Below are 4827 nucleotides of genomic sequence, written 5' to 3' on the forward strand. Positions count from 1 at the left end.
AGCGGCATCAAATTGAAAATCATAATGCCGAGCAAGTAGCCGGTCGGTTGATGGAAGCGTTTAAGGAGCATTGTTCGAATAATTAGATTTCAGAAAATAGCAGTGAAACGAAGAGGCTGTCTAAAAAGCCAAGAAACGTCGTTGCAATTCCCTCGTTTCTATTCGGGATGAAGCAATCTCATGCTTGCAGAGCAGATTGCTTCGAAAAAAACGCTCGCAAAGACGTCTCTTTTGCACATTTTTTAGACAGCCTCTTTTTATTTCCAGATCACACTCTTTCAACCGTTACCTTCCAAACGGATTATCAAACCGCGCAACAACCTCGTTCGGCGGTGGTGAGGTTACCAGTGAGACAAGCACTATTACAACCGACTCAATAATCAGGCACCAGAGAACGGGGAAGGTTCCCAAGGTAGAAAATTTGAAACCCAGGTAGTAAGCAGCCAATAAACCATGCCCGACAATACTTCCCACTAACACTCCCGCCGCAGTCGATCGTTTCCAGAAGAGACCAAAAGCCATCACCGGTACAATCAATGTGTAGCCGCTAAAAGCATAAACCGAAATATCAAAGATTCCCGCAGGGCGAAATAGCGAGACCACAAAAGCCACGAGTGCAAGAAAGATCACAACCGTCCTGCCGACTTTTGGCGCGGCCTTGTGCTCTTTTCTGCCGAAAATATCTCCTGCCACCATTGTGGAAATCGTCAAAATCTGGCCGTCCAAACTTGACATGACTGCGGCGAGAATAGCAGCAAGCCCGACGGCGCTCAACCAGATTGGCAGATGCATTTCCACCAACAAAGGTAAAATCTTACCGATTCTTTGCCAATCAGACCGGGCATATCCAAAGCGCCCCAAACGCCAATCAAAGTGATGGGGATATAAAGCAAAACCAGCGCCGGCGGATAGAGAAAAATGGTTCGTTTCAGCGCCTTCGCGCTGCCGGCTGTCATCAGGCGCATAAAGATATGTGGAAAGGCAATAACGCTGAAGGGTCCAATTAAAAACCCGGTGGCCCAAATTCCGGGGGCCAGGCGAGGATGCTGTTTGCCTAACAAGTGCGGGGCTTCATTGACAAGACGCTCATTAAGCACTTGAAAACCGCCCAACTTCGTTGCAATCCCCCAACAAGCAACCCCTAAAAACAGCAAAAATATTGAGGCTTGAAAGACATTCGTCCAGGCAGTACCGCGCATGCCGCCTAAACTCGTGTACAGAAGCGTTACCACGGCGACAATTCCGGCGGCTAAGGCATAGGGTACTACACCCCCGCTAATCGCTTCTATAGTAATTCCCCCGCCCATCAAACCGATTATCAAATAAGGAATGGTATAAAAAATGAGTACAGCAAAAAGAAGATAGCCCACCGCCGGAGACTGCCAGCGATCGCTGAACATGTGCGGCTGAGTCATGTAACCGTGGCGTTTGCCGAGTACCCAAATCGGGTAGCCCATTAAAATAAAGCACAGCGGGGTAACAAAAGCAGCAACTGCGCCAAAGAAACCGAATGCCCCTATCCCCGCGTGGTAGGAAATTCCCGGCATGCCGACAAGCGCAAAAGCCGTGACGTTGGTGCCGAACAAAGACATAAAAAGTACAAGCGTTCCGAAACTGCGCCCGGCCATAAAATAATCTTCGGCAGACCCCACGCCCCTGCGAAAACTAAACCACCCGATAATAACTAAAGTGAGAAGGTAAAGGGTAAAAACTGTGAGGAGAACGAGAGAGCTCATTCAGCCTTGCCCCACCAACTTCGCATCACGAGCCAGAGTACACCCGTTGCAGCTGCGACCCAAAGGACGCGATAAACAAGGTCAATGGGGAATCTTCCGAAGACCATAGTGAAATCAGGATCCCAGCTCCACCAGTTGTTGTGAAGAATCACTAAAACAAGAATCCCCAAAATTGCTAAGCCACGGGATGTTACCCATCATTTCCTTTCAACACAACTCCGGTAAAACACAAGCATCAAAACTACAAATACCGCAAATGCCACAAACGGAGCGGCGGCGCCTGCCCAATCAAACCCAAATCCTTTCGGCGCGCTGCCTTGAGTAAAAGCAACCGCAGCGATGCCGATCCCCAAAAGACCTTCGCCGCCTACCAGGCCGGAACCAAGCAAGACCCCTTTTTCGCGTCGCGAGGAAGCTTCCTCTGGAGAGGAGGCTTTTTTCTCCAGAAACATTCTTAATAAACCACCTAGAAACAGGGGTGTGAACGTACTCAGAGGCAGATAAACTCCTACAGCAAAAGGCAGGCTCGGTATTCGGAACAGCTCACAGGCGAGAGCAATGACAACCCCAATGCCAACTAGAATCCAGGGCAGGGAATTTTGCAGCACACCTTCAATGACAACTTTCATGAGGGTTGCCTGGGGTGCGGGTAGCTCTTCCGTGCCAAAGCCGTAGGCTTTATCAAGCAGCATGACCGCTAAACAGACAAATGTCGCCGAAGTTAAAACACCGACCAATTCCCCAATCTGCTGTCTGCGTGGCGTCGCTCCTAACAAAAATCCGGTTTTCAGATCTTGCGAGGTATCTCCGGCAATTGAGGCCGCGATTGCAACCACACAACCGATAGTCAAGGCAGCTACTTTGCCGATATCGTCGGTCCATCCCAAAAAAAGAAAAATAGATGAAGTCGCCAGCAATGAAGCAATGGTCATGCCGCTGGTTGGATTTGAGGTCACGCCCACGAGTCCAACAATCCGGGATGAAACAGTGACAAAGAAAAATGCAAAGATGGCCACCAGAATTGCGCCAACCAGACGAACGGCAAATGAATCAAGGTTTCCAAAAACATGCGGTACAATTGCCATGGCAGCCACGATGATCGCCGCGCCAATGCCGACAACGGAGAGCGGTAAATCCTGCGCAGTCCTTGGTATCTGAACCCCGCTGTTTTCAAGGCGGGCTTTCAGTTGCTGTGCCCCGATTCGAAAGCTCTCTATCATGGTCGGGATATTTTTGATCAGCGTAATAATGCCGCCGGTTGCAACCGCCCCGGCTCCAATGTAGCGAATATATCTGGTCCAGATTAATCCCGGACTCATATCAGGGATTAACATCGAGGTCTCCGGATAAAGCGGTGTCAGGCGCCCTTCACCCCAGTAAGCGATTACCGGAATAATCACCAACCAGGAAAGCAAACCGCCGCCAACCATAATTGCCGCGATCCGCGGACCAAGAATATAACCGACCCCGAAAAGCGCGGCAGAAATATCGAAGCCAACCTGACCTTTTTTTAGAAAAGGCACATCAAAATGAACGTCATCACGGATAACCCGAATCCAGCCTGTCAGGGTTTTCAAAAGCATGCCAAGCCCGAGGCCAATGAAGACGTTCTTAGCCCGGCCGCCGCCGCTTTCACTGGCAACCAGCACTTCGGCGCAGGCAGTTCCTTCCGGATAAGGAAGATGTCCGTGTTCTTTTTGAATGAGAAACCGCCGCAGAGGAATCATAAAAAGAACGCCCAGAAGTCCGCCAAACATCGCCAGTAAAGTCATTTGCACCAGGGTGGGATCAAGGCCCCAGAGAAACAAAGCCGGCAAAGTAAAAATGACGCCGCTGGCCACCGAACTCGATGCCGACCCGATAGTTTGGGACATATTGGCTTCGAGAATGTTGCTCTTGCGGCCCATCGCTTGCAAAGCCTTGAACGCCGCGACCGTCATCACCGCGACCGGAATAGAGGTAGAAATGGTAAGTCCGGAACGCAAACCCAAATATGCGTTAGCCGCGCCGAAAAGAATGCCGAAGAAAATGCCAGCCACAACAGATTTTAAAGTAAACTCAAGGGGACTCTCCGAAGCGGGGACAAATGGTTCGAACTCTTCACCTTCAGGGATCGGTTCATAAGCTTTTTTGCTTAATCCGTCTTTCATGGGTTTGCTCTTTCAGTTTGTGGGGAAATGTTAAGGATTGTTTAGAAATGATAAACCATTTGGGTTAAAAAAGCAAGCGCTTTTTTTCGAAATTTATAACCTCAGTTTTATGAAATGATTAGCAGGAATTGATGGGTAATCAAAAAAAAGCATCTCATCGCAGATGAGGCCGTTTAAAACCCGCCGAAAGCCCTATTGGTTCAGGTTGAGTATTTACCTAAGACTCGTTCAATTGGTCGATTTTTAACCATATCAAAAAATAAATTATGTAATATTTCTATTTCAATCCAATAAATATATTTAAGAAACCTGTTTTTAATTTTTGATTATAAAAGACTAAAATAAATATTTATTAAATTTTCCGGAGGATTATTGAATTATGGCCACTCAATTATCAGCAATAATGAGATCAATCAATAGAGATCTAAATGAACCCTTAAATATATTATCCGCACCAACACATGAGAGATATCAATCAAACTTAGCAAAAACTGGACATAATTTTTATCTTATGCAACATGAAACTTTTGTAGATTGGAAAACGCATCATGCACCTTTGCCAGATAATCATGTTTTACTTTCTGGAGAAGAAGATCAATTAAAAACAGACATACAATTTGATTTGATATTAAGTCAAAATAAATTTTCACAATTACAAGTATTTAGTCAAGTGCAATCTGTGTTTCAATGCCCTATGATTTCATTAGAACATACTATATGTGGAGATTGGACAGATAAACGCAAACAAGTTTTTACTAACATGAAAGCCGATGTTAATATTTTCATTTCTGATTATTCTCGTAAGGCTTGGGATTTTGATGAATCTAACGGCGTAGTAATTCATCATGGGGTAGATACAAAACAATTCATAGGTCCGTGGAACGGTGAAGATCAACGGATATTAACTGTCGCAAATGATTATATTTCGAGAAATTGGTGCC

5 protein-coding genes are annotated in these 4827 nt (G+C 46.4%); 1 reads left to right on the forward strand and 4 read right to left on the reverse strand.

Translation table 11 applies throughout. The features are described 5' to 3' along the window. Positions 1 to 285: 285 nt before the first annotated feature. From IH879_19840 to IH879_19855, 4 genes are read right to left on the reverse strand one after another with little or no spacing between them, the layout of a single operon-like run. Positions 286 to 792 (reverse strand): hypothetical protein, encoded by a 507-nt coding sequence (locus IH879_19840; GenBank protein ID MCH7677180.1) that lies wholly within the window; start codon positions 790 to 792, stop codon positions 286 to 288. Further along, positions 771 to 1736: a hypothetical protein gene (locus tag IH879_19845; GenBank protein MCH7677181.1), complete on the reverse strand. Its 966-nt coding sequence runs from the start codon at positions 1734 to 1736 to the stop codon at positions 771 to 773. Before IH879_19845 ends, IH879_19840 begins: the two co-directional genes overlap by 22 nt. Next, the gene (locus IH879_19850) at positions 1733 to 1888 is read right to left on the reverse strand and encodes a hypothetical protein (GenBank protein MCH7677182.1); all 156 of its coding nucleotides are present in this window, start codon (positions 1886 to 1888) and stop codon (positions 1733 to 1735) included. The genes IH879_19845 and IH879_19850 overlap by 4 nt, the downstream gene beginning before the upstream one ends. A gap of 45 nt (positions 1889 to 1933) precedes the next feature. Continuing rightward, complete coding sequence (locus tag IH879_19855; GenBank protein ID MCH7677183.1) at positions 1934 to 3886, reverse strand: oligopeptide transporter, OPT family; 1953 nt, start codon at positions 3884 to 3886, stop codon at positions 1934 to 1936. 379 nt (positions 3887 to 4265) lie between these two features. Between IH879_19855 and IH879_19860 the strand changes: the two genes are divergently transcribed. Beyond that, the coding region (locus IH879_19860) for a hypothetical protein (GenBank protein MCH7677184.1) at positions 4266 to 4827 on the forward strand (562 nt) is incomplete at its 3' end.

It is taken from the genome of candidate division KSB1 bacterium, assembly GCA_022562085.1.
Taxonomy (GTDB): Bacteria; Zhuqueibacterota; Zhuqueibacteria; order Oceanimicrobiales; family Oceanimicrobiaceae; genus Oceanimicrobium.

Coding starts and splice junctions, on each gene's coding strand:
- IH879_19840 (MCH7677180.1), bottom strand. CDS start 792: ATGCATCTGCCAATCTGGTTGAGCGCCGTCGGGCTTGCTGCTATTCTC.
- IH879_19845 (MCH7677181.1), bottom strand. CDS start 1,736: ATGAGCTCTCTCGTTCTCCTCACAGTTTTTACCCTTTACCTTCTCACT.
- IH879_19855 (MCH7677183.1), bottom strand. CDS start 3,886: ATGAAAGACGGATTAAGCAAAAAAGCTTATGAACCGATCCCTGAAGGT.